The organism is Streptomyces sp. WMMC940 (assembly GCF_027460265.1).
Classification (GTDB): domain Bacteria; phylum Actinomycetota; class Actinomycetes; order Streptomycetales; family Streptomycetaceae; genus Streptomyces.
This window is the reverse complement of sequence record NZ_JAPZBC010000001.1, coordinates 4252528-4274612: the sequence shown is the minus strand read 5'-3', so window position 1 is coordinate 4274612 and position 22085 is coordinate 4252528. Positions and strand designations below refer to the sequence as shown.

General features: G+C 72.9%; 21 protein-coding genes. 9 read left to right on the top strand and 12 right to left on the bottom strand.

What is annotated here, in order from left to right; genetic code table 11:
- Positions 1-89 precede the first annotated feature (89 nt).
- Positions 90-542: a DoxX family protein gene (locus O7595_RS18860; RefSeq protein WP_269729822.1), complete on the bottom strand. Its 453-nt coding sequence runs from the start codon at positions 540-542 to the stop codon at positions 90-92.
- A gap of 118 nt (positions 543-660) precedes the next feature.
- On the opposite strand from O7595_RS18860, the gene O7595_RS18855 reads away from it, so the two are divergent.
- The 3 genes from O7595_RS18855 to O7595_RS18845 all read left to right on the top strand — a co-directional run bounded on the left by O7595_RS18855 (position 661) and on the right by O7595_RS18845 (position 5547).
- Positions 661-1809, top strand: coding sequence for a flavin-containing monooxygenase (locus O7595_RS18855; protein WP_269729821.1), 1149 nt, complete (start codon positions 661-663; stop codon positions 1807-1809).
- 541 nt (positions 1810-2350) lie between these two features.
- Positions 2351-4573 carry an acetate--CoA ligase family protein gene (locus tag O7595_RS18850; protein WP_269729820.1) on the top strand — a complete coding sequence of 741 codons (2223 nt, stop codon included), beginning with the start codon at positions 2351-2353 and terminating at the stop codon, positions 4571-4573.
- Entirely contained in the window at positions 4564-5547 is a 984-nt protein-coding gene (locus O7595_RS18845; protein WP_443071655.1) for an enoyl-CoA hydratase/isomerase family protein, read from the top strand. Before O7595_RS18850 ends, O7595_RS18845 begins: the two co-directional genes overlap by 10 nt.
- A 42-nt stretch (positions 5548-5589) precedes the next feature.
- Here the strand turns inward: O7595_RS18845 and O7595_RS18840 are convergent, their stop codons facing one another.
- From O7595_RS18840 to O7595_RS18830, 3 genes are all read right to left on the bottom strand, one after another.
- On the bottom strand, positions 5590-6228 hold the full coding sequence (locus tag O7595_RS18840) for a LysE family translocator (RefSeq protein ID WP_269729818.1): 639 nt from the start codon (positions 6226-6228) through the stop codon (positions 5590-5592).
- A 46-nt stretch (positions 6229-6274) separates the two neighbouring features.
- Positions 6275-6868, bottom strand: coding sequence for a GNAT family N-acetyltransferase (locus O7595_RS18835; protein ID WP_269729817.1), 594 nt, complete (start codon positions 6866-6868; stop codon positions 6275-6277).
- A 201-nt stretch (positions 6869-7069) separates the two neighbouring features.
- Positions 7070-7690, bottom strand: a complete 621-nt coding sequence (locus O7595_RS18830; protein ID WP_269729816.1) for a phosphoribosylanthranilate isomerase — start codon at positions 7688-7690, stop codon at positions 7070-7072.
- Between the two features lie 223 nt (positions 7691-7913).
- On the opposite strand from O7595_RS18830, the gene O7595_RS18825 reads away from it, so the two are divergent.
- From O7595_RS18825 to O7595_RS18815, 3 genes are all read left to right on the top strand, one after another.
- Positions 7914-8513, top strand: a complete 600-nt coding sequence (locus O7595_RS18825) for a flavin reductase family protein (protein ID WP_269732536.1) — start codon at positions 7914-7916, stop codon at positions 8511-8513.
- A gap of 151 nt (positions 8514-8664) precedes the next feature.
- Positions 8665-8967 (top strand): type II toxin-antitoxin system RelE/ParE family toxin, encoded by a 303-nt coding sequence (locus tag O7595_RS18820; RefSeq protein WP_269729815.1) that lies wholly within the window; start codon positions 8665-8667, stop codon positions 8965-8967.
- The gene (locus tag O7595_RS18815; RefSeq protein ID WP_269729814.1) at positions 8957-9274 is read left to right on the top strand and encodes a helix-turn-helix domain-containing protein; all 318 of its coding nucleotides are present in this window, start codon (positions 8957-8959) and stop codon (positions 9272-9274) included. Before O7595_RS18820 ends, O7595_RS18815 begins: the two co-directional genes overlap by 11 nt.
- A gap of 183 nt (positions 9275-9457) precedes the next feature.
- On the opposite strand, the gene O7595_RS18810 is transcribed toward O7595_RS18815, so the two are convergent.
- A complete protein-coding gene (locus tag O7595_RS18810) occupies positions 9458-10777 on the bottom strand; it encodes an MFS transporter (protein ID WP_269729813.1) in 1320 nt (439 codons plus the stop codon).
- A 71-nt stretch (positions 10778-10848) separates the two neighbouring features.
- Between O7595_RS18810 and O7595_RS18805 the strand changes: the two genes are divergently transcribed.
- On the top strand, positions 10849-11922 hold the full coding sequence (locus O7595_RS18805) for a GlxA family transcriptional regulator (RefSeq protein ID WP_269729812.1): 1074 nt from the start codon (positions 10849-10851) through the stop codon (positions 11920-11922).
- A gap of 169 nt (positions 11923-12091) precedes the next feature.
- Here O7595_RS18805 and O7595_RS18800 read toward each other — a convergent pair whose 3' ends face one another.
- Genes O7595_RS18800 through O7595_RS18790 form a run of 3 tightly spaced genes read right to left on the bottom strand, consistent with a single transcriptional unit; the run spans position 12092 to position 15240 of the window.
- Positions 12092-13141 (bottom strand): Zn-dependent alcohol dehydrogenase, encoded by a 1050-nt coding sequence (locus O7595_RS18800; RefSeq protein ID WP_269729811.1) that lies wholly within the window; start codon positions 13139-13141, stop codon positions 12092-12094.
- Entirely contained in the window at positions 13138-14313 is a 1176-nt protein-coding gene (locus O7595_RS18795; protein ID WP_269729810.1) for an acyl-CoA dehydrogenase family protein, read from the bottom strand. The genes O7595_RS18800 and O7595_RS18795 overlap by 4 nt, the downstream gene beginning before the upstream one ends.
- Before the next feature lie 15 nt (positions 14314-14328).
- A complete protein-coding gene (locus tag O7595_RS18790; RefSeq protein WP_269729809.1) occupies positions 14329-15240 on the bottom strand; it encodes an SDR family oxidoreductase in 912 nt (303 codons plus the stop codon).
- Positions 15241-15323: 83 nt separating this feature from the next.
- Here O7595_RS18790 and O7595_RS18785 point away from each other — a divergent pair, with 83 nt between their 5' ends.
- Positions 15324-16250 (top strand): cyclase family protein, encoded by a 927-nt coding sequence (locus O7595_RS18785; RefSeq protein ID WP_269729808.1) that lies wholly within the window; start codon positions 15324-15326, stop codon positions 16248-16250.
- A gap of 32 nt (positions 16251-16282) precedes the next feature.
- On the opposite strand, the gene O7595_RS18780 is transcribed toward O7595_RS18785, so the two are convergent.
- The 4 genes from O7595_RS18780 to O7595_RS18765 form a co-directional block, all read right to left on the bottom strand.
- On the bottom strand, positions 16283-16771 hold the full coding sequence (locus tag O7595_RS18780; RefSeq protein ID WP_269729807.1) for an ATP-binding protein: 489 nt from the start codon (positions 16769-16771) through the stop codon (positions 16283-16285).
- A 433-nt stretch (positions 16772-17204) separates the two neighbouring features.
- Complete coding sequence (locus tag O7595_RS18775) at positions 17205-18062, bottom strand: acyl-CoA dehydrogenase family protein (RefSeq protein WP_269729806.1); 858 nt, start codon at positions 18060-18062, stop codon at positions 17205-17207.
- A gap of 6 nt (positions 18063-18068) precedes the next feature.
- Positions 18069-19202, bottom strand: a complete 1134-nt coding sequence (locus O7595_RS18770) for an acyl-CoA dehydrogenase family protein (RefSeq protein ID WP_269729805.1) — start codon at positions 19200-19202, stop codon at positions 18069-18071.
- On the bottom strand, positions 19202-20398 hold the full coding sequence (locus O7595_RS18765) for an amidohydrolase family protein (RefSeq protein ID WP_269729804.1): 1197 nt from the start codon (positions 20396-20398) through the stop codon (positions 19202-19204). The genes O7595_RS18770 and O7595_RS18765 overlap by 1 nt, the downstream gene beginning before the upstream one ends.
- 142 nt (positions 20399-20540) lie before the next feature.
- On the opposite strand from O7595_RS18765, the gene O7595_RS18760 reads away from it, so the two are divergent.
- On the top strand, positions 20541-22061 hold the full coding sequence (locus O7595_RS18760; protein ID WP_269729803.1) for a class I adenylate-forming enzyme family protein: 1521 nt from the start codon (positions 20541-20543) through the stop codon (positions 22059-22061).
- Positions 22062-22085 lie beyond the last annotated feature (24 nt).

The following is a 22085-nucleotide window of genomic DNA, read 5'->3' as shown; positions in this document are numbered from 1 at the left end:
AGACACGGTCGGGGCCGAGGGGGACACGGCCCGGGTGGGGGCCGCGGCCGTTCGGTCGGTGCTGCTCATGTCGTCGTTCCGTCCCGCGCTCACGGGAAGAGTCCCAGCGCGCTGTCGAGGGACCACGCCTGCCACGACATGGCGAGCAGTGCGACGAGCGAGATCAGCGCCATCATCGCGTTCTGCCCCTGCTCGGCCCAGTCGTGGATCATCAGGACCAGGTAGAGGAGATTGAGGACCAGTCCTCCGATCAGGGCGATCGGGGTGAGAAAGCCGGTGATCAGCCCGAGGCCGAGGGCCAGTTCGGCGTGGACGACGACGTACGCCATCACTCTGGGACGCGGGGCCACGATCCGGTCGAAGCCGGACCTGACCGCCGTCCAGCGGTGCTTGGCGGCGATGTCGGAGGCCCAGGCGATGCCGGTGCCGCGCTGGAGCCAGCCCTTCCTGTCCTTGTGCCGCCAGCTCTCCAGCCACCACAGGCCGAGGCCGATGCGCAGGACGGCGAGCCATTCGGCGCCGGTGAGCCAGATCGTCCGCATCGCCGGTCCCCTCCCCACAGATTCTGACGGTACGTCAGTTCACCGGAAGCGCTCCGTGTACGCAAGAGGTAGCCGGCCGTGACCGTTTCGCAACCGCGCGGCACTACAGTGAGCACTCATGCCCGACCACAGAGCCATCGACCTCACCAACGACCGCCCCGTGTACGTCATCGGGGCCGGACCCGGCGGACTCGCCGTCGCCGCCGCACTGCGGGAGCGCGGGGTGAGAGCGGTCGTCCTGGAGAAGTCGGACACCGTCGGGGCGTCGTGGCGCGGGCACTACGACCGGCTGCGGCTGCACACGACCCGGCGCCTGTCGGGGCTGCCCGGTCTGCCCATGCCTCGCCGCTTCGGGCGCTGGGTCGCCCGGGACGACGTGGTCCGTTACCTGGAGAAGTACGCCGAGTTCCACGAGCTGGAGCTGGTGACGGGCGTGGAGGTGTCCAGGATCGAGCCCGAGGGCCCGGACTGGGTGCTCCACGCGAGCGGCGGGCGCCGGCTCACCGGGCGGGCCGTCGTCGTGGCGACCGGGTTCAACCACACCCCCCGCATGCCGGACTGGCCCGGACGGGACACGTACACGGGCGACCTGCTGCACGCCTCGGCGTACCGCAACCCTTCCCCCTACACGGGCAAGGACGTGCTCGTCGTCGGGGTCGGCAACACGGGTGCGGAGATAGCGGCGGACCTGGCCGGGGCCGGGGCCTCGCGGGTGCGCCTGGCGGTGCGGACCGCGCCGCACATCGTCCGCCGTTCGACCGCCGGCTGGCCGGCGCAGCGCACGGGGATCCTCGTCCGGCGGCTGCCGGTGCGGCTGGTGGACGCGGCGGGCCGGCTGCTGGCCCGGGTCGCCGTGCCGGATCTGTCCGAGCACGGTCTGCCGCGCCCGAGGGCGGGCCTGTACACCCGGGTCCGGCAGGGCGCCATCCCGGTGCAGGACGTGGGCCTGATCGACGCGGTCCGCGGCGGGACGGTGGAGCCTGTCGCCGCCGTCGAGTCGTTCGACGACGGCAAGGTGGTCCTGGCGGACGGCTCCCGCATATCGCCGGACGCGGTCATCGCGGCCACCGGCTACCACCGCGCACTGGAACCGCTGCTGGGGCATCTCGGTGTACTGGACGACCGTGGCCGGCCGGCCGTCCACGGCGGCCGGACCCCTCGCGAGGCCCCGGGCCTGTACTTCACGGGCTTCACCAACCCGATCAGCGGGATGCTCCGCGAGATGGCGCTGGACGCGCGGAAGATCGCCAAGGCCCTGTCGAAGTGACTCCCCGTCCCGGGGCGGGGAGTTTCCCCTCGGGGGCGGACCGGGCACCGGCTCGCGGCAGTCCTGACGTCGGCGCCTGCCTCGGCGCCGGGATCGACATCGGCGCCGGCATCGGCTCGCGGCAGCCCCGGCGCCGGCTCCGGCATCGGCATCGGCATCGGCATCGGCATCGGCATCGGCGCCTGCCTCGGCGCCGGCATCGGCTTCGGCTTCGACTTCGGGATCGACATCGGCGCACCGGGCTCCAGAGCGCCCGCGGGAGGTTCGGAGCGGTACGTGCGAGGCCCCGCCGCGGGGCCCCCGCAGCCCCACCGGTACCGGTGATCCGGCCAGCCCCTCCCGTACATCCGGCCATCCTGGGGCCCGATCGCCGGGGGACGGGTTCCTTCCGGGCCGCCCGGGGCAGCATGCCCGGGCGTCCTGCCCGGGCGGGCTCGCTCCCAGGCGGTTCCCCGCGCACGGACCGTTCCTGACATGCCGTCAGTTCTGTAATCTGACTATGCGTCAGTAACATGGCCGACGAGCAAGGAGCGGCGGAACGATGCTTGGATCAACCCACGGCACCTTGACCACCGACCTCCGCGCCCGAGTGGTGGCCTGCGGGCAGCAGACCGGGGCGGCCGTCCGCGGCGTCACCGCGGGCGAGGGCGATCTCGACGTCAGCGGCCGTCCGCTGTACGCGCCCGTACCCGATCTCGACCGCTTCTTCCGGCCCGAGGCGGTCGCCGTCGTCGGCGCCTCCGACGCGGACGGCCGGCCCAACACCGGGATCACCCGCCGGCTGATCGCCTGGTCCGAGCGCGTCGGGGCGAGACTGCACCCGGTCCACCCGACCCGTACCGCCGTCTTCGGTCTGCCGTGTGTGCCGTCCGTCGCGGAACTGCCCGGGCCCGTGGACCTCGCCGTGCTCCTCGTCGGCGACCCGCTGCCCGTCATCGAGGAACTCGGCCAGGCGAAGGTGAAGTTCGCCGTGGCCTTCGCGTCGGGGTTCGCCGAGACCGGCGAGGCCGGCGCCGACGCCCAGCGACGGCTCGCCGCCGCGGTGGAGCGGACCGGGCTGCGGCTGCTCGGCCCGAACACCAACCTCAACGCCTTCGAGCGGTTCCGCGACGATCTCGAAGGCCCCGCCATCGCACTGGTCACCCAGTCCGGCCACCAGGGCCGCCCCGTCTTCGCCCTGCAGGAACTCGGCGTACGGCTCTCCCACTGGGCGCCGACGGGCAACGAGGCCGACCTGGAGACCGCGGACTTCATCTCGTACTTCTCCGGGCGGCCCGAGGTCGGGGCGATCGCCTGCTACGTGGAGGGCCTCAAGGACGGCCGCTCGTTCCTGCTCGCCGCGGACCGGGCCGCCCGCAGCCGCGTCCCGGTCGTCGCGGTCAAGGTGGGCCGCACCGAGGCGGGCGCCCGGACGGCCGCCTCGCACACCGGCAAACTCACCGGCGCGGACCGGGTCGTGGACGCGGCGATGCGCCAGTACGGGGTGATCCGCGTCGACGGCCTCGACGAACTCCAGGACACCGCGGCCCTCCTGGCCCGGGCCCGCAGGCCCGCCGCCGACGGGGTCGTCGTCTACTCGATCTCCGGCGGCACGGGCGCCCATTTCGCGGACCTCGCCACCGCGGCCGGGCTGCGGCTGCCCCCGCTGTCCGCGGACCGCCAGGCCGAACTGCACCAGTGGATACCGGAATACCTGAGCGTCGCCAACCCGGTCGACAACGGCGGGCACCCCGTCGGCGACTGGCGCGGCCGGAGGATCATCGACGCGATCCTCGCCGACCCCGGCGTCGGGGTGCTGATCTGCCCGATCACCGGCCCCTTCCCACCCATGAGCGACAAGCTCGCCCAGGATCTGGTGGACGCGGCGGAGACCACGGACAAGCTGGTGTGCGTGGTGTGGGGTTCACCGGTCGGGACGGAGGACGCGTACCGGACGACACTGCTCGGCTCGTCCCGGGTCGCGACCTTCCGCACGTTCGGCAACTGCATCACCGCGGTCAAGGCGTACTTCGACCACCACCGCTTCACCACCTGCTACCGCTCCCCCTTCGACGAGGCGCCCCGCACCCTCTCCCCCTCCTTCCGCAAGGCACAGGCACTGCTCCGACCCGGCCACCGGCTCAGCGAGCACGCGGCGAAGCAGCTGCTGCGCGCGTACGGGATCCGGGTTCCGCGCGAGCAGTTGGTGACCAGCGCGGCGGCCGCCGTCCGGGCGGCGGGGCTGGTCGGCTATCCGGTGGTGATGAAGGCGTCCGCGCCGCAGCTCGCGCACAAGACGGAGCTGGGCCTGGTGAAGATCGGACTGACGTCGGCCAGTCAGGTCCGCGACTCGTACCGCGAACTGACCGACATCGCCCGGTACGAGGGCGTGGACCTGGACGGCGTCCTCGTCTGCCAGATGGTCGAGCGCGGGGTCGAGATGGTCGTCGGCGTGACGCGGGACGAGCTGTTCGGGCCCACGGTGACGGTCGGTCTCGGCGGGGTGCTCGTGGAAGTGCTGCGGGACGTGGCGGTGCGGGTCCCGCCGTTCGGCGAGGACCAGGCGCGCTCGATGCTCGCCGAACTGCGCGGGCGAGCCCTGCTCGACGGGGTCAGGGGCGGGCCTCCCGTCGACGTGGACGCGCTCGTCGAAGTCGTCCTGCGGGTCCAGCGGATGGCGTTGGAGCTCGGCGGGGACCTCTCCGAACTGGACATCAACCCGCTGATGGTGCTGCCCCGAGGCCAGGGCGCGGTGGCACTGGACGCGCTGGCGGTGTGCCGGTGAGCGAGCCGGAGCCGGTGACGCGCGGTGTACTGCACCGCACGGAGAACGGCGTCTCGTGGATCACACTCGACCGGCCCGAGGTGATGAACGCCGTTACCTGGGACCAGCGCGAGCGGATCATCACGCTCCTCGCGGACGCCACCGCCGATCCGGACGTCCGGGCGGTCGTGATCACCGCGACGGGCAAGGGCTTCTGCGCCGGCGCGGACCTGCGCGGTGAGCATCCCGGGACATCCGCGATCGGGGACCCCGCTCCCGGGAATTCCGAGTCCGCCAATTCCGCGCCCGGTTCGCCCTCGGCGGGCGGGGATCCCGCGCCCGCGAGCTCCGCTTCGCCCTCAGCGGGCGGGCAGGAGCACGTACCCGCGAATTCCGCGCCCGGTTCGCCCTCGGCGGGCGGGCGGGAGCGCGTGCCCGGCGACGTGGCCCGGATGATCCGGCTCGGCGCGCAGCGGTTCATCTCCGCCGTCCTGGACTGCGAGAAGCCGGTGATCGCCGCCGTCAACGGCACGGCGGCCGGCATCGGCGCCCATCTGGCCTTCGCCTGCGACCTGGTCCTGGCCGCCGAATCCGCGCGCTTCATCGAGGTGTTCGTACGGCGCGGGCTCGTCCCGGACGGGGGCGGGGCGTATCTTCTGCCGCGACTGGTCGGACCGCAGCGCGCGAAGGAGCTGATGTTCTTCGGGGAGGCGCTGTCCGCGGCCGACGCCGAGCGGATGGGGCTGGTCAACCGGGTCGTCGCGGCGGACGAACTGGAGAGGACCGCACGCGCGTGGGCCGAGCGCCTGGCCCACGGCCCGACCCGCGCCCTCGCGCTCACCAAACAGCTGGTGAACGCCTCGCTCGACGTCGACCGCGCCGCCGCCTTCGCGGCGGAGGCGTCGGCGGTGGAGATCGCCATGACGACGCGGGACGCCAACGAGGGCGTGGCGGGCTTCGTGGAGCGCCGGGCGCCGGAGTACCGGGGACGATAGGGGCGCGTCGCCCCCACCTACGGGGCTCCCGGCCTCGCGCGTTCAGTCCTCGCGGCCCGTCGCCGCGACGGTGACACCGAGGCCGATCATCGTGAGTCCGCCGGCCCCGCCGATCACGGCGAGCCGCTGCGGCGACCGGGCGAACCAGCTTCGCGTGGTCGCCGCGACCAGGCCCCAGGCACTGTCGGAGACCAGCGCGATGACGTTGAAGACCAGCCCCAGCAGCAGCATCTGCAGGACGACGTGCCCGGACTCGCGGTCCACGAACTGCGGCAGCACGGCGGCGAAGAACACGATCGTCTTCGGGTTCGCCACCCCGACCGCGAACCCCTCCCACAGCGTCCGAGCACTCCCCTGCCCCGGGCCGCCCGCCGTGATCGCGGACTGCAGGGACCGCCGCTCCCGTACCGCCTTGACCCCGAGGTACACCAGATACGCGGCGCCCGCGAGCTTCAGCGCCGTGAACACGAGGACGGACCGCTCCACGGCGGTGCCGATCCCGAGGGCGACGGTCACGACGAGCAGACAGGCGCCCAGCGTGTTCCCGACGACCGTGGTCAGCGCGGCACGGCGCCCCTGCGCCAGTGCGCGCCCGATGACGAACAGCACGCTGGGGCCCGGGATGACGATCAGCAGTAACGACATGGCCGCGAAGGCCGAAAGACGGTCGATGGACACCATGGGCTCATGGAACCCGGGGACGGCCGCCCCCCGCGACCCGTTTTCCTCAGCCGCCCTCGGCCGCTGCGCGCCCCGCACCTGCCGGCCGGACGGCGGTCCGGACCTGCGGGCCCTGCTTCCAGTCCCGGACGAGGAGGCCGAGCAGCACCTCGTCCAGGAACTCGCCCATCACCCAGGCCGAGGAGCGCAGTACGCCCTCGCGGACGAAGCCGTTGCGCTCGGCGGAGCGCAGCATCGCCTCGTTGTCGGACAGCGTCTCGATCTGCAGCCGCTGCAGGCCGCGCACGACGAAACCGTAGTGACAGAGCACCGCGACCACGTCGGTGCCGTAGCCCTTGCCGCGGGCGGACGGCAGCAGCCCCAGCCCGATGTGCGCGGACCGGTTGTGGTCGTCGATGCCCCACAGCGTCGCGGTGCCGACCAGTGTGCCGCCGTCCAGCTCCACCACGGAGAACGGGACGCTCCCCTGCTCCTCGTCGTCCACCACGAGCCGCGGATCCTTCGCGCCGGGCGTGATCGGCCGCCACGGCCCGCTTTCGGCCCGCGAGGCGTTGACCACGTCGTCGTAGAGCTCTGCCCGCAGGATCGGGATGTCGTCCTCGTACCGGGCCCTGAGCCCGACTTTGCCGCCTCGTAGCATGCAGGCTTCCTATCCGGCCGGACCGGCCCGCGGCAATCGGATTAGCGGTTCCTCGGTCGGTGCGGAGGGCGGTGACGGACGAGGGCGCGGGCGACGCCGGGAGGCCCGGGGGCCCGGGAGGCCGGGGGGCCCGGGAGGCCGGGGGGCCGGACGCCCGGGACGCCCGGGACGCCGGGGAGACGCTCGGTACGCTGCCGCCGCTCAGGACACCGTCGAGGCGCCGCGCGCTGCCGCGATGAACGCCGTGATCAGTTCGGGGCTCTTCACCCCGCGGCTGACCTCGATGCCGCTGGAGACGTCCACGCCCCAGGGGCGGGCCGTGCGCACCGCGTCCGCGACGTTGTGCGGGTCGAGTCCACCGGCGAGCAGCCAGCGCCGGCCGGGGGCCGGGAGCTGCTTGCCGCTGCGGTCCCAGGTCTCGCCCGCGCCGGGCACGGGCGCGTCGAGCAGGAGGACGTCCTCGCCGCGCTCGCCGTACCGCGGTACCGCGCCCCTGACGGCGACCCCCCGGATCAGGGTGCGGCCGTCCGGACGCAGGGCGTCGAAGTACGCGAGGTCCTCCTGGCCGTGCAGTTGCACGGCGCGCATGCCGGTCTCGCCCAGCAGGGCGCGGACGGAATCGAGCGGCTGGTCGCGGAAGACGCCGACCGTCAGTACGCCGTCGGGCACTCGGGCGGCGAGGCGCCGCGCGGTACCGGCGTCGATGCGCCGCGGACTCGCGGCGAAGACGAAGCCGATGGCGTCGGCTCCGGCCTCGACGGCGGTGTCCACGTCCCGTTCCGTGCGCAGACCGCAGACCTTGACGAACAGGGGTGTGCCCATGTCGGTGCTTCTCCGTGACGGCGGCGACTGGTCGGCTCCACGCTACCTGGCACGGGCCGCTGCCGGGTGGGGACCGCTGCCGCGCGGAACGAAGGCGCGCGCGGACCGGTGCCTGGTGGGGTCCACCGGGGCGGCCCTTCACGACAAGAGGGCGAGCGAGTGCGGAGGGTTCTCATCTGACGTACCGTCAGGTTCAATGAGGGGCGTGATGGGACACGCCGGGATGGCCGCGACCGCCGTCCGCTACCTCCGCACCACCGGCACCGCCCCGCCGGGCGAACCGTCCTTCGACGCGCTGCCGCGTCCCGCGCTGCGCACCGTCGGGGAGGACGAACGGCTACCGGTAGCCCCCGCCGAATTCCGCCGTGTACTGGGGCACTTCGCGAGCGGCGTCACGGTCGTCACGGCCCACGACGCGGCGGGCGGCGGCCCGGCGGGCTTCGCCTGCCAGTCCTTCGCCTCGCTGTCGCTCGACCCGCCCCTGGTGGTGTTCATGGTCGCCCGTACGTCGACGACCTGGCCGCGCATCGCTCGCGCCGGGGCGTTCTGCGTCAACGTCCTCGGGGCGGACCAGGGTGACCTCTGCCGCGCGTTCGCCGTGAGCGGCGCCGACAAGTTCAAGGGCGTCGCCCACACCCCCGCCCCGGCGACCGGTTCCCCCCGCCTCGCCTCCGTGCCCGCCTGGATCGACTGCACGATCGGCGCGGTCCACACCGGCGGCGACCATCTGATCGTGGTGGGAAGGGTGGAGGCCCTGGGCGCGGAGGCCGACGGCGATCCGCTGCTGTTCCACCGGGGGCGGTTCGGGCGCTTCGAGGCTTAGGGCGGGAGGGCCGTCTGGCGCCCGTCAAGTGCCGCGGGCGCGACACTCGGGCGGATGAACGACGGGCGTTCTCGACCGGACGGCGCTAGGCTCTCCATAACGTCCTCGTTATGGCATGGGGTGGGGTCGAAGTCGAGCCGGAGGTGGAGAAATGGTTCCTCGGGCTGAGTCCGCGGCACCGCGGTACGGTCGCGTTCTACGTCGACCTGCTTGCCGAGCAGGCGTCTTCCTGGGCGAGCCCTACACCAAGCAGCTTGCCGGCAAACTCCGGGAACTGCGGTTCCACCTGGACGGCGACGCCATGCGTATCACCTACTGGATCGGGAGCGGCCGCCGCATCATCCTGCTGACCGCGTTCCGCAAGCAACGCATGTGGGAGCCGGTGGAGATCCAGCGGGCCCTGAGGGCGATGCGCACATGCATCGCCGAGGAGCACACAGCTGATGAAGGGTGATGACGCAATGGCCGGGCGGAAGACGTGGGGGGAGCTGAGGGCCGAGGCCCTCGACGATCCGGGCGCACGAGCGGCCTATGAGGCGACGCGGTTCCGTTTCGAGCTGGGGCGGGCCGTCCGTGAGCGCAGGGAAGCGCTCGGAATGAGTCAGGCCCAGCTCGCTCAGGCGGCCGGGCTGCAGCAGCCCGCCGTCGCCCGCTTCGAGGCCGGGGGCACGATGCCGACGCTGCCCATGCTGGACCGGCTCGCGATCGCGCTGGGCATGCGTCTCCAGGTGGGATTCGAACCGCTCGACCGTGCGGGCTGACACAAGCGGTGGGACCCCGCGCGGGCGGCCGCCCGCGCGGAACACGTCCCACCTCGTGGCAATCCCCGCCCGCCCGGGGCGGCACGGCGCGGAGATGACCCCTGCAGCGGCCCGAACGCACCTCGCCCACCGCAGGCGAGGCCGCGACCGATCGACGCCGGACACGCACGGCGCCCCCGGGCCTCAGACCGCCGCCACCGCCCGTGAAGGCGCGCCCCGCCGGATCACCAGCGCCATCAGGGCCGCCGCCGCGCACAGGGCGCCCGAGGCGTACCAGACCACGTCGTAGGTGCCGAACACGTCGCGGGCGAGGCCGCCCGCGAAGGCGACGGCCGCGGCGCCGACCTGGTGGGAGGCGAGGACCCAGCCGAAGACGATCGCGCTGTCGTCGCCGTAGTGCTCCCGGCACAGTGCGATCGTCGGTGGGACGGTCGCGACCCAATCGAGGCCGTAGAAGACGATGAAGAAGATCATCGGCGGGTGCACGGACGGCGCCAGCAGCATCGGCAGGAAGAGCAGTGAGACGCCGCGCAGCGCGTAGTAGACGGCGAGCAGCCGGCGGGTGTCGAAGCGGTCGGTGAACCAGCCGGAGGCGACGGTCCCGACCACGTCGAAGACGCCGATGACCGCGAGGAGGGAGGCCGCGGCCGTGATGGGCATGCCGTGGTCGTGGGCGGCCGGGACGAAGTGGGTCTGGACGAGGCCGTTCGTCGAGGCGCCGCAGATCGCGAACGTGCCCGCCAGCAGCCAGAACGGCCCGGTCCGCGCGGCCGAGAACAGGACGGACAGGGTGCGCCGGGCCGCGCCCGGCACCGGCGGCGGCTTGGGCACGAACTCCTTCGCCCCGTAGGGGGCCAGCCCGACGTCCGCCGGGTGGTCGCGCAGCAGCAGCCAGACGAACGGGACGACGGCCAGGGCGGCGAGCGCGACCGTGACGGCCGCGGGACGCCACTGGTGCTCCTGGACGATCCAGGACAGCAGGGGGAGGAAGATCAGCTGCCCGGACGCGGCGGCCGCCGTCAGGATTCCGGTGACCAGACCCCTGCGCTCGGTGAACCAGCGGTTCGTCACGGTCGCCGCGAAGGCGAGTGCCATCGAGCCGCTGCCGAGGCCGACGAGCAGGCCCCAGCAGAGCAGCAGTTGCCAGGCCGCGGTCATCCAGACCGTCAGGCCCGAACCGAGCGCGATCACCGTCAGCGCGGCCGCCACGACCCTGCGGATGCCGTACCGGTCCATCAGGGCGGCGGCGAACGGCGCGGTGAGTCCGTACAGCGCGAGATTGATGGAGACCGCGAGCCCGATCGTGGCGCGTGACCAGCCGAATTCCTGGTGCAGCGGGTCGATCAGCAGCCCCGGCAGGGAGCGGAAGGCAGCGGCGCCGATGATCGTCACGAACGCGACGGCGGCGACGAACCACGCGCGGTGGACGCGACGGCGGCGGCGAACCGCCTCCCCCGTGGGGGAGGCGGCCGGAGCTGCGGGGATATCGCTTGTCTGGGTCACGTCACCAGCATCCGCGCGGCGGACCGTCGGGAACGAGTGGCCTGAAGGACAGCATTCGATACGATCGGGCCATGGCTCGTCACCAGGCATCCGCCCCGCCTCCGGGAACCGCCGAGGTCCAGGCATCCGCCCCGCCTCCCGAATCCGCCGCGCCACACAGCGCCACGCGCCCGCATCGCGTCGTCGTCCTGGCGCTGGACGGCTGCCTCCCCTTCGAGCTGGGCATTCCGCAGCGCATCTTCGGCCGCGCGGCCGACGCCACCGGGCGGAAGCTGTACGAGGTGGTGACCTGTTCGGTGCGGCCGCCCGGTCCGGTCCGCACCGACGCCGACTTCGCGGTGCTGGTGGAGAACGGCCCCGAGGCGCTGGCCAGGGCCGACACGGTGATCGTGCCGGCGTCGTACGAGCTCGGCCCCGTGCACACCGAGGGCAGGCTCACCCCCGAACTGGCCGCCGCCCTGGCCCGGCTGCGGCCCGGCACCCGGCTGGTGTCGATCTGCACCGGCGGGTACGTCCTCGCCGCCGCCGGGTTCCTCGACGGCCGGCCCGCGACGACGCACTGGTCGTCGGCCGAGCACTTCCAGAGGACGTTCCCGAAGGTCCAGGTGGACGCGGACGTGCTGTTCATCGACGACGGGGACGTGCTCACCTCCGCGGGGGTGGCCGCCGGCATCGACCTCTGCCTGCACATCGTGCGCCGCGACCACGGCACGGCCGTCGCGAACGACGTCGCCCGGCGCACGGTCGTCCCGCCGCACCGGGACGGCGGCCAGGCCCAGTACATCCACCGTCCCGTGCCCGAACCGCAGACCGCGACGACCTCGGCGGCCCGGGCGTGGGCGCTGACGCACCTCCACGAGCCGATCCAGCTGCGCGACCTGGCCGGCCAGGAGTCCATGTCCGTACGCACGTTCACCCGCCGCTTCCGCGAGGAGGTCGGCGTGAGCCCCGGGCAGTGGCTGGCCCGGCAGCGTGTGGAGCGGGCCCGGCAGCTGCTGGAGTGCACGGAGCTGTCCATGGACCGGGTGGCCCGCGACTCGGGGTTCGGTACGGCGCAGTCGATGCGCCAGCACGTGACGGCGGCGCTGGGCGTGGCACCGACGGTCTACCGGCGGACGTTCCGCGCGACGGCCGTGTCGCCCTGACGCCGCCCGGTCCCTTCGCGGGGGCCCCGCTCACGGAGGAGGGGTCCACTGGGCCCTCCCCGGCCGCCGCCCACGGCCGAACCCACGGGAACCACCCTGCTCACGACCCGACCCGCGAGGAGCCGAGCCGGCATGGTCACAGCCCGGCACCAGCCCCGACCGCCCGCGCTCAGAACGTCAGCACTCCCCGCGCCACCCGCCCGTGCTCCGCGTCCTCGGCCGCCTTGGCGAAGTCCTCCACCGGGTACGTCTCCGTGACCAGTTCGTCCAGCAGCAGCCGTCCCTCCCGGTACAGCCGCGCGTACAGGGCGATGTCGTGCTGCGGGCGCGAGGAGCCGTAGCGGCAGCCGAGCACGGCCTTGTCCAGGAACATCGCCGCGGGCAGGAACGTCGCCTGCGCCGTCGGGGCCGGCATGCCGAGCAGCACCGCCTGGCCGTGGCGGTCCAGGAGGTCGATCGCCCGACGCACCAGTCCCGTGTGCCCGACGCACTCGAAGACGTGCTGCGCGCCGTGCGGCAGCACGTCCCGTACCGCGTCCACGGAGGTGAGGAAGTGCGTCGCGCCGAAGAGGCGGGCGGTCTCCTCCTTCGCCGGGTTGGTGTCCACGGCGACGATCGTCACCGCGCCCGCGAGACGGGCCCCCTGGAGCACGTTCAGCCCGATGCCGCCCGCGCCGATGACCACGACCGTGTCGCCGAGGGCCACCCTGGCCCGGTTGAGCACGGCCCCCACGCCGGTCAGCACCCCGCAGCCGATGAGCGCGGCCGAGGTGAGCGGGATGTCGTCGGGGATCCGCACCGCCTGGACGGCCTTCACCAGGGTGCGTTCCGCGAAGGCCGAGTTGGCGGCGAACTGGTGCAGCGGCCTCCCGGCCCGGGTGAACGGCCGCCCGGGCCTGCCGATCGAGGCGCGGCACATCGTCGGCCGCCCCCGGTCGCACTCCGCGCACGTCCCGCAGTTGGCGAGCGTCGACAGCGACACGTGGTCGCCGGGCGCGACGTGGGTGACGTCCGCGCCGACGCCCTCGACGACGCCCGCGCCCTCGTGCCCCAGCACGACGGGCACGGGAAAGGGGATCGTTCCGTCGATCACCGACAGATCGCTGTGGCAGAGTCCCGCGGCCACGACGCGGACGAGCACCTCGTCAGGGCCGGGGGCGCGTATCTCGAGGTCGCCGGCGACCTCGACCCGCTCGCCGTCGAACACGACACCTCTCACCGCGGCTCCCTGGGTAGGCCGAGCACCCGCTCGGCGATGATGTTCCGCTGGATCTCGTCCGAGCCGCCGTAGATCGTGTCGGCGCGGGTGAAGAGGAACAGCCGTTGCAGCGCGTCCACTTCGTACGAGGGCGACCAGGCGCCCGGGCCGGCGGCGGCGGATGCCCCCCGTACCTGCACGGCCAGTTCGCCGAGCCGCCGGTGCCAGCCGCCCCACAGCAGTTTCGCGACGCTCGGCGCACCCGGGTCGCCGGTGCGGCCGAGGGTGCGCAGCGCGTTCCAGCGCATGGTGCGCAGTTCGGCCCACTGACGGACCAGGCGGTCCCGGAGCACGGGGTCGTGGTCGAGGACGCCCCCGGCGGCGGTGCGGAGGACCCGGCCCAGCTCCTCCTCGAAGCCGATCTGCTGGGCGAGCGTCGAGACCCCGCGTTCGAGGGCGAGCAGGCCCATCGCGACCTGCCAGCCGTTCCCCTCGCCGCCGACCGTCTCGACGGCCTCGGCGCCGTCGAGGAAGACCTCGTTGAACTCGCTGGTGCCGGACATCTGCCGGATGGGCCGTACGTCGACGCGGCCCGGCTGGTCCATCGGCACGAGCAGGAACGACAGTCCGCGGTGGCGGGTGGTGCCGGGTTCGGTGCGGGCCAGGAGGAAGCACCAGTGCGCCTCGCGGGCGAGCGAGGTCCAGACCTTCTGGCCAGTGACCCGGTAGCGGCCGCCGTCGGCGACGGCCGTGGTCCGTAGCGACGCCAGGTCGGAGCCCGCGCCGGGCTCGCTGTAGCCCTGGCACCAGAACTCCTCGCCGTGGGCGATGCCCGGCAGGTAGCGGGCCTGCTGGTCCGTGTCGCCGTGGGCGATCAGGGTCGGGGCGAGCAGGTTCTCGCCGATGTGGCCGAGCCGGGCGGGGGCGCGGGCGCGCGCGTACTCCTCGGCCCAGACGACCTGCTGGGTGAGGGTGGCGCGGCGGTTGCCGTGGTCGGCGTCCCAGCCGAGCCCGATCCAGCCGCCGGCGCCGAGTTCGCGCTCCCAGGCGAGCCGGGTGCGGGCGCACTCGTGCTCGCTGCCGGGTCCGCCGTGCCCTGCGGGGTCGGCGAACGCGCCGGGGACGTGGTCCTCCAACCAGGTGCGCGCCTCGTGCCGGAAGGCGGTGTCTTCGGGGTCGAAGGCGAAGTCCATGGTCGCGGCCCCGCGTCAGCGGTTCGGGCGGTCGCCCGAGGCGGCCGCCTTCGCCATCGCCCCGAGGTGGGCGAGCATCGGCATCGGGTCGGTGCCGACGGTCCCGGGGAGGAAGTCCGCGATCCGCTCCGGGGTCCACGCGCCGTCGGCGTAGGCGGCCCGCAGTTCGCGGGGCTGGGCCCAGACCGCGATCTTGGGGCCGGCGATCGTGTAGACCTGGCCGGTGATGTTCTCCGTGCGCGCACGCTCGGACAGCAGGTAGACGACGAGCGCCGCCACGTCCTCCGGCTCCCCGATCTCCTTGAGCTCCATGGGGACGCCTGCCGACATGCGGGTCCGGGCGACGGGTGCGACCGCGTTGGCCGTCACGCCGTACTTGTGCAGGCCGAGCGCCGCGCTGCGCACCAGCGAGATGACGCCGCCCTTGGCCGCCGAGTAGTTGGCCTGGGCGACGGAGCCCTGGTGGTTGCCGCTGGTGAAGCCGATCAGGGTGCCCCCGCCCTGTTCGCGCATGACCGCGGAGGCCGCGCGGAAGACGGTGAAGGTGCCCTTGAGGTGGGTGGCGACGACCGGGTCCCACTCGTCCTCGGTCATGTTGAAGAGCATGCGCTCGCGCAGGATGCCGGCGACGCACACGGCTCCGTCGAGCCGTCCGAAGCGGGCGAGCGCGGTGTCGACGACCCGCTGGCCGCCCTCCATCGTCGAGATGTCGTCGGCGACGGCGACCGCCTCCCCGCCCGCGACCTCGATCTCCTTGACCACCGCCTCGGCGACCTCCGAGGCCGGTTCTGCGCCGTCGACGGAGACGCCGTGGTCGTTGACGACGACCTTCGCCCCCTCGGCGGCGCACGCGAGGGCCACGGCGCGGCCGATGCCGCGTCCGGCGCCGGTCACGGCGACGGTCCTGCCTGCCAAGAAGTTCCCCACGTCCGACCCCTTCCCGTTTTCTGACGGACCGTTAGATTCTATGGTCCGCCGGACGCATGAGCACAAGCCCCAGGGAGGCGCCGATGTCACTGCCGAAGGAGTTCCACGAGATCGCCGAGCGTGTGAACAACTGGGGGCGCTGGGGCGCCGACGACGAGATCGGGACGCTGAACCTGATCACCGACGAGGTGGTGCGGGAGGCGGCCGGCACGGTGCGTGCCGGCCGGCGCGTACCGCTGGCCCTGCCGCTCCGGCAGGACGGCGTCCAGACCGGAATGATCCCGGGCCGGGTCAACCCCCTGCACACCATGGTGCAGATCAACCAGGAGCTGTTCGGGCCCGGTACGGTCGCGACCAGCGACGACGCCGTGACGATGGGGCTGCAGGCGGCCACCCACTGGGACGCGCTCACACACGTCTCGCACTCGGGCAGGATCTGGAACGGCCGCCCCGCGGACAGCATCACCGCCCACGAGGGAGCCCGCTACAGCGGCATCGACACCGTCCGCACCCTCGTCTCGCGCGGGGTGCTGCTCGACGTGGCGCGCGCCAAGGGCGTGGACCGGCTCGCCGGCGACCGGGCCGTCACACCGGAAGACCTGGCGGAGGCGGAGGAGTTCGGGGGCGTAAGGGTACGGGCGGGCGACGTCGTGCTCGTCAGGACCGGTCAGATCCAGGCGTACCTCGGTGGGGACAGGCACGCGTACGCCCACCCCTCGCCCGGCCTCTCGGTCCGTGCACCCGAGTGGTTCCACGCCCGCGACACCGCCGCCGTCGCGAACGACACCCTCACCTTCGAGATCTTCCCGCCGGAGATCGAGAACCTCTGGCTGCCCGTGCACGCGCTGGACCTGGTGGAGATGGGCATGCTGCAGGGCCAGAACTGGAACCTGGAGGAACTCTCGGCGGCCTGCGCGGAGGAACGGCGGTACGCCTTCCTGCTGTCGGCCACCCCCGAGCCGTTCGTCGGCGGCACCGGGACACCGGTCGCGCCGGTGGCGGTGCTCTGAACCCGGCACCCCACCGGCGCGGGCCGGGATCCTCAGGCCGTGTACGCGCCCGGCGTCAGCCCCGAGGGGAGGACCTGGACGACGGGAAGCGCGGGGGACGGCACGGCGGCGCCGCGCACCACACAGCGGTCCACCTCGCACCAGATGCTCTTGCCCGCACCCTCGCGTTTCCAGCCCCAACGGTCGGCCAGCCCGTCGACGAGCTCCAGTCCGCGCCCGCCCGTGTCGTCACCGGCCGCACGACGCGGCTGCGGCGGCCGCGCGCAGGTGTCCGCCACCTCGACCCGCACCGTGCCCGCCTCCGCCGCCCCGAGACCGAACAGCATCCTCAGCACGGCCGGACAACCCGTGTGGACCACCGCGTTGGTGACCAGTTCGGAGATGAGCAGCACCAGCGTCTCGGCCAGCGGCTCGTCGTCCCCTATGCCCGACCCGGCGAGCCGGGAGCGGGCCCATCTTCTGGCCCGTCCCACCTCCGCGGGATCCGGCCCGACCTCCAACTGAACCTGAAGCACCTGCACCGCTCACACCATCCGAACCGGCGGACACATCGCCTCGCGCCTCACAGCCATCACGGAATGTGATTTCCCTGCGAGACAGCATGGTTGACGTACAGTCACCGCAACAAGCGCTTCGGGCATATTCCAGCGCGAAGGAGTACCCGTGGTGCATACTGTGCGGCGCACCTTGCGAATAGTCGAACACCCTGTGCGAGCGGCGCGTTCTTCCCCGCCGGCCCTGTCTGGATCCGGCCGGGGCGTCGGGGTCACTGCCCTCGGGCAGTACGCGTCTCGCACCCCACGGAGCGTACCCGAGGGCAGGCCCGACTCCGGGCCGTGACGGCCCGTGCCAAGGACACAACCCGATATCGACGCAGGGTGACTTTCGCCCGCCCGCCGCCCGGTTCGCCTCCGGCCCACCCGGTGTCCTCCCCGTCGATTCCCGGCCGGCCGCTCAGAGGGCGGCCGCCAGCGCCTCCTCCGCCTGCGCGGCCGTCTGTCCCAGCTCGGCGCGCACCCAGGCCCGTTTGAGGTGCAGATGCACCTCGGCCTCCCAGGTGAAGCCCATGCCGCCGTGCACCTGGAGGCAGTCCCGCGCACCCCGGACCGCGGCCTCGTCGGCGAGGAGCTTGGCACCGGCGATCTCCACGGGGTCGGCGGTGACGGCAGCCGCGTACACGGCGGCGCGGGCCAGTTCGGTGCGCACCAGCATCCGGGCGCAGAGGTGCTTGACCGCCTGGAAGGCGCCGATGGGCCGGCCGAACTGCTCGCGTTCCCCGGCGTACCGCACGGCCATGTCGGTGGTGCGCCCGGCGGAGCCCAGCTGTTCGGCGGCCGTCAGCAGCACGGCCGCCGGATCAGGCTCGACGAGGGGTGCGGACGGCAGCCGGTGCAGCGGTGTCAGCGGATCGACGGACCGTACGGGCACGGCCTCCGAGGCGTCCCCGAGCACCACGTCGGCCTCCTCCAGCCAGGGGACGAGTCCCCCGTCGGCCCGGGTGACGACGGCGGTCCCGTCGGCGGCGCCGGGGACGGTGCCCGCGGCGAGGTGCGTTGCCACCAGCGGTCCCGGCAGCAGCACCCGCCCTGCCTCCTCGAAGACCAGCGCCGCGTCCGGGAGTCCGAGCCCGACACCGCCCTCCGTCTCGGGTAGCCGCAGCGCGAAGAACCCGGCCCGGCCGAGCTCCTGCCACAGGGACCGGTCGATCCGTGCCCCCGCCGCGCGGAGGACGTCCCGGCCGCAGCGGGCCTCCAGCAGCTCCCGGACCCCCTTGCGCAACGCCCGCTGGTCCTCGGTCGGTTGGAAGTGCACGGCTCCTCACCGCTCCTTCGGCAGGCCGAGGATCCGCTCGGCGACGATGTTCCGCTGGATCTGCGAGGTGCCGGCGGCGATGGTGTACGACAGCGACGCCAGCCTGCCGAGGGTCCACTCGCGGGACAGGTCCAGCGCGTCCGGGCCGAGCACCTCGGCGGCCGTGTCGTACAGCTCCTGGCGGGCGTGGGAGTAGCGCAGCTTGAACACGGAGCCTCCGGTTCCGGGGACGCCGCCCGTCGCCTCGGCCTCGCTGACGTTCCACTGGGTGAGCCGCCACAGCGCGCCGAACTCCGCGTTGAGCCTGCCGAGCCGGCGGCGCAGTACGGCGTCGTCCCAGCGGCCGTTCTCCCGTGCGGTGCGGGCCAGCGCGGCGAGCGTGCGGCGGCAGGCGACGACCTCGCCGACGAAGGCGGTGCCGCGCTCGAAGGACAGGGTCACCATCGTGACGCGCCAGCCGTCGTTCTCCTCCCCCACCCGGTTCGCCACCGGCACCCGCACCTCGTCGAGGTGGACCTCGGCGAACTCCGTCGACCCGGCGAGGGTGCGCAGCGGCCGGACGGTGACGCCGGGCGCGTCCATCGGCATCGCCAGCCAGCTGATGCCTCGGTGGCGGGGCGCCTGCGGGTCGGTGCGCACGAGCAGTTCGCACCAGTCGGCGACCTCGGCGTGCGAGGTCCAGATCTTGGTGCCGGTCACCACGTAGGAGTCACCGTCGCGGACGGCCCTGGTCCGCAGGGATGCGAGGTCGGACCCGGCGTCGGGCTCGCTGAAGCCCTGGCACCAGATCTCGTCGCCGCGCAGGATGTGCGGCAGCCAGCGCTCGCGCTGTTCGCGGGTGCCCTCGGCGGCGATGGTCGGGCCGGCGTGCAGCAGTCCGACGAAGTTCGCACCGACGTACGGGGCCCCGGCCTGCTCGGTCTCCTCCAGGAAGATCAGCCGGCGGGTCGGGGACGCGTCCCAGTGGACGTCCGCGTATCCGGCGTCGTACAGCGCCCGCTGCCAGGCGGTGTCGTGGGCGCGCCGGGCCGGCCAGTCGTCGGGCGGGGGCGGCGGCGGGAGCCCCGGGAGGGCGACCGCGAGCCAGTCCCGCAGTCCGGCCCGGAATGCCTCCTCCTCCTCGGTGCAGGCGAGGTCCACTACGTGTCCAGGTCCAGGCCGAGCATCCGGATCGCGTTGCCGCGCATCAGCTTGTGGACGGTCTCGTCGTCGAGGTCCCTCACATGGTCCAGGGCCACCTCCCTGGTGTGCGGGAAGGTCGAGTCCACGTGCGGGTAGTCCGTCTCGAAGGTGGCGTTGTCGCGGCCCACCACGTCCAGCGAGGCGACGCCGTGCTTGTCGCGGAAGAAGCAGCAGAAGATCTGCCGGTAGTAGTACGTGGACGGCGGTTCGGGGATCAGGTCGCGCACCCCGCCCCAGGCCCGGTGCTCCCGCCACACGTCGTCCGCCCGTTCCAGCGCGTACGGGATCCAGCCCATCTGTCCCTCGCTGTAGGCGAGCTTGAGCGCCGGGAACCTCACCAGCACCCCGCTGAAGAGGAAGTCCGTCATCGACGCCATGGCGTTGTTGAAGGACAGCGACGCCTGGACGGCGGGGGGCGCGTCGGGCGAGGCCGCGGGCATCTGCGAGGACGAGCCGATGTGCATGTTGACGACCGTCCCGGTCTCCTGGCAGACCGCGAAGAACGGGTCCCAGTGGCCGGAGTGGATCGACGGCAGTCCCAGACAGGTGGGGATCTCGGAGAAGGTCACCGCCCGTACGCCACGTGCCGCGTTGCGCCGGATCTCGGCCACCGCGAGGTCGATGTCCCACAGCGGGACGAGGCAGAGGGGGATGAGCCGGCCGCCGCTGTCGCCGCACCACTCCTCCACCATCCAGTCGTTGTACGCGCGGACGCAGGCGAGCGCGACCTCCTTGTCCTTGGCCTCGGCGAAGGTCTGGCCGCAGAAGCGGGGGAAGGTGGGGAAGCACAGGGACGCCTCGACGTGGTTGAGGTCCATGTCCTCCAGCCGGGCCTTGGGGTCCCAGCAGCCGCGACGCATCTCGGCCCGGGTGATGCCCTCCAGCGTCATGTCGTCGCGGTCGAAGCCGACGGCGGCGATGTTGCGCTTGTACGGGAACTCCAGGTCCTCGTAGATCCACCAGTCCGTGGGCGGTCCGTCCGGGTCCATCGTGATCCGGTACTTCCCGCCGACGTACGCGAGCTCGCCGATGCCGGCGGTGAGCGGCTGGGGTCCGCGGTCCCGGTACTTCGCCGGCAGCCAGGTCTCGAAGAGATGCGCGGGCTCGATCACATGGTCGTCGACGCTGATGATCCGAGGCAGTTCCCGTTCCATCGGGCCCCTCCGTTCCCCATTTTTCTGACGGATCGTCAGACAGCAGGCTAGCCCCGCACCCCTGGACCGACAAGGCGACGGGCCCTACGCTTCCGGCGTGACCTGACGTACCGTCAGAATTGTCGGCAAGGAGGGGACCGCCGTGACCGACACCGCACACTCCCTGGGCGCCTCCCGCACGCTCTGGGAGCTGATCGACCGCCGCGCCCGGCTCACCCCCGGCCGCACCGTCCTGCTCCAGGACGACCGCCGCCTCACCTTCGGCGAACTGCGCGAACGCTGCGAACGGGTCGCCGCCGGGCTGTACGCGCGCGGCGTCCGGCCCGGCACGGTCGTGGCCTGGCAGCTTCCCACCCGGATCGAGTCCGTCGTGCTGACCGGGGCGCTGGCGAGGATCGGCGCCGTGCAGTCCCCGGTGATCCCCTTCTACCGGGACCGCGAGGTCGGCTTCGCCCTGGACGCCTGCGCGGCGGAGTTCTTCGCGGTGCCGGGCGTCTGGCGCGGCTTCGACCACACGGCGATGGCCCGGCGGATCGGTGCCCGGAGGATCTTCGAGGCGTACGAGGAGCTCCCCGACGGCGACCCCTCCGCCCTGCCCCCGCCGCCCGCCGACGGCACCGAGGTGCGCTGGATCTACTGGACCTCCGGGACCACTTCCGACCCCAAGGGCGTCCTGCACACCGACCGTTCGCTGATCGCGGGCGGCTCCTGCCTCGCCCATGCGCTGCGGCTGACGTCCGACGACGTCGGCTCCATCGCCTTCCCGTTCGCCCACATCGGCAGCGCGGACTACCTGGTGATGCTGCTGCTCCGCGGTTTCCCCGCCGTGCTCTTCGAGAAGTTCGCCCTTCCGGAGGCGCTGGACACCTACCGCAGGCACGGGGTGACCACCGCCGGCGGGTCCACGGCCTTCTACTCGATGTTTCTCGCGGAACAACGCAGGCAACCGGGCGAGCCGGTCGTCCCCACGCTCCGGCTGCTCGCCGGCGGGGGCGCCCCCAAACCGCCCGAGCTGTACCACGCCGTCGTACGGGAGATGGGCGTGCAGCTCGCCCACGGCTACGGCATGACCGAGGTCCCCATGATCACGATGGGTTCTCCGGACGACCGGCCGGAGGACCTCGCGACCACCGAGGGACGGCCGCCCGAAGGCATGGAGATACGCATCGTCGACGGCGAGGTGCGGCTGCGCGGCGAGGCCGTCTGCAGGGGGTATCTGGACCCGGAGCAGACCGCCGCCGCGTTCGACGCCGACGGCTTCCTGATCACCGGCGACCTGGGGCATCTCACCGAGTCCGGCCGTCTCGTCCTGACCGGAAGACTCAAGGACGTCATCATCCGCAAGGGCGAGAACATCTCCGCCAAGGAGATCGAGGACCTGCTCCACGAGCACCCCGCCGTCGCCGAGGCGGCGGTGATCGGACTGCCCGACCCGGAGCGCGGCGAGCGGGTCTGCGCCGTGGTCCAACAGCCCGAGGGGGCGGGACCGCTGAGTCTTGAAGAGGTCACGGAGTACCTGCGCGGCGCGGGCCTCGCCGTGCACAAGCTCCCGGAACAGCTGGAACTCGTGGACGCGCTGCCCCGCAACGACACACTGCGCAAGGTGCTCAAGTACAAGCTGCGCGAGCGGTTCACTGGGGCGGACACGACATCCAGGGCGTGAACGACACCCCCGACACGAACGGCA